Genomic DNA, 2,353 nt, shown 5'->3' with positions numbered 1-2,353 from the left:
GCAACCGGCGTGCCCGACAGCCAGCGGCACAGCACACCGATCAGGATGAAGTGCTGGCGCAGATCATCGGCCTCGTCCCGGTCGAACGCCTCGACGGCGGTGAGCACGCGCAGGGCCTCGCCCTGAATGCCGGTTTCCTCCGTCAGCTCCCGCTCCGCCGCCGCGAGAACCGTCTCGCCGAACTCGATCTTGCCGCCGGGAAAGCCCCAGCGTCCCGCATCCGGTTGGTTCGCGCGGCGGACCAGCAGGATCTGGTCGTCCTTGACGACCAGCGCGATGGCCGCCGCGATCGGGACTTTACGTTTCTGCGTCACATCATTGGCTCCCTGATCGGTCGGCCGCTGAAGAGCGGCTTGGCCCGACCAGCATCGGGCCGAGGCCGCCACGGCGTCTCGTCATGCTTGCGTCACTGGACTGCTTGATTTCAGTCGAACTGGATATTTTCTTGTATCCAGTCTTTGAGCAAGGGTCCACCGATGGAATGGTCGGAGCCGGCATATTGAACAGGAGGGATTTGACGCTCATCGGTGCGCTGACGGTGACGCATTCGACAGCCTACGGCATGACGTTCCTGTTGCCGTTGCGCGTCGCCGAGATTGGTGGTGACGAAGCGTTCGTCGGGCTGGTCCTGGGCATCGGGATGGTCGCGGCCTTGCTCACAGGCTGGCTGAGCGGCCATCTGGCGGATCGCGTCGGCCGCGCCGGGAGCATCGCCATGGCCGGTGGCGCGCAGGCCACGGCGTTCGTTGCGATGGCAATCGCGTCCAATGCTTCCCCGATGCTGATCCCGGTCGGGTTCGGCTTCGGGGCTGGCTGGGCGGTGTTCTATCTCCTGACACCGCTGCTGGCGATCAGCCGCGCGTCTCCCGAGGATCGGGTCAAATACCTCACGATCGTCTCCGGCCTGATGATGCTGGGCATCGGGCTGGGTCCGGTTCTTGGTCGGGGACTGGAGTCGGTTGGCCTTTCGATATCCGGTGTGTTTGCCATCGCGGCTTGCCTGTCGCTGACAGGTGCGGGACTGGCGCTGCTGCTCGTCCAATCCGATCGCCGGGCCGGTAACAGCTCGACTTCCCTCACTCTGGCGGTGCTCTTCGGGGTCTTCAGAAGCCGCGCCGCCCTGCCGACCATCATGATCGCGATCGGGGGCGGCATCTTTGGTTGCCTGACGAGTTTTCAGGCACCGATCTCCGAAGCGATCGGCGTCGACTATGCCCTGTTCTTCGCCGTCTTCGTGGTCACTGTGGTCGCGGCGCGATTGAGCCTTGCCGCACATATCGGACGGCAGCCGCCCTATCCGACGGTTCTTGTACTCCTGGGCCTGATGGCCGCGGCACTCCTGTCCTGGGTGCTGGTTCCGCAATCGCCGCTTGTCTACGGCGCGACGACGGTCCTGTTCGCTGTCGGATACGGTCTGACCTATTCGGTGCTCAACGGTATCGTCGCCAACATCGAACAGCAGGCATTGGCGGCGCCGGCTCTCCTGGTGTTCCCGCTTGCCTATTTTCTCGGTCTTTACGGCGCGCCGTTCCTGGGCGGCTGGGTGATCGCGACCCATGGCGTCCAGATGCTTCTGCTGGCGCTCGTCGTGCTCGGCCTTCTTGAATGGTGCCTGGCGGCTCTCGGGTTATTGAGCTCGCGGAAGGCCGCGTAGTTGCCCAAGGTCAGCCCAACGCTCTCGGTCATGTTCGCCTACAGCGCTACAGGTGTTTTCTGGGGCGCGTTTGCGGCCGCAACGCCGGCGATCATGAACCTCAGCGGATTGGATGCCGGAGGTTTCGGACTGCTTCTCGTCGTGATGACGGCGGGCGCGGTGCCAGCCATGGTCTTCCTTAGCAGGCTTCCAATGAGATTGATCCGGCGGGTATTGCTGGCCTCTCTCTCGCTCTTTGCAATCGCCGCTCTGGCACTCAGCCAGTCAACCGATCTGATTAGCTTGACCGTTGCGTTCTTACTGGCGGGTGCCGCTTCGGGGGCGTCGGATGTGGCTTTGAATTTGCGCGTGTCGGAGATCGAGCGCAGCGGTGTCGGACGACTATTCAACCGTGCACACGCGATGTTCCCATTGGCATACGTCGTCGCGAGTCCAATCGCGGGTTTGGCTCGAGAAAGTGGCATCGGCCTGGAGCTGATCTTCTTGTGCGTTTGCGCCGTTCTGGTCGGTGCGGCTTTGATTGAGACAGCGGCTGCAATGGGGCCGCAACCCATGGCGAGCGCCGATGGAGCGGAGCAAGCCGCTGGTGGTTTTCGATCCTATGGTCTTTTGCTCATGGTTGGGATCGTTGCCGCGCTTGGCGCGTTTCAGGAAATGGCTGTCCAGACCTGGTCGGCCATTTTCATGGAGAGCGTACTG

The 2,353-nt window shown here is 63.0% G+C and carries 3 protein-coding genes; 2 read left to right on the top strand and 1 reads right to left on the bottom strand.

The window, feature by feature from the left end; all coding sequences use genetic code 11:
* On the bottom strand, positions 1–314 hold a 314-nt coding region (locus tag AC5E6N_RS23405), incomplete at its 3' end, for an NUDIX hydrolase (RefSeq protein ID WP_491750061.1).
* A gap of 200 nt (positions 315–514) precedes the next feature.
* On the opposite strand from AC5E6N_RS23405, the gene AC5E6N_RS23400 reads away from it, so the two are divergent.
* Positions 515–1,654, top strand: coding sequence for an MFS transporter (locus AC5E6N_RS23400; protein WP_491750060.1), 1,140 nt, complete (start codon positions 515–517; stop codon positions 1,652–1,654).
* A partial coding sequence (locus tag AC5E6N_RS23395; protein ID WP_491750059.1) for an MFS transporter occupies positions 1,655–2,353 on the top strand: 699 nt, incomplete at its 3' end.

Source organism: Hoeflea sp., from assembly GCF_984452065.1.
The sequence above is the reverse complement of the archived record's forward strand: the minus strand, read 5'-3'. Positions and strand labels throughout refer to the sequence as shown.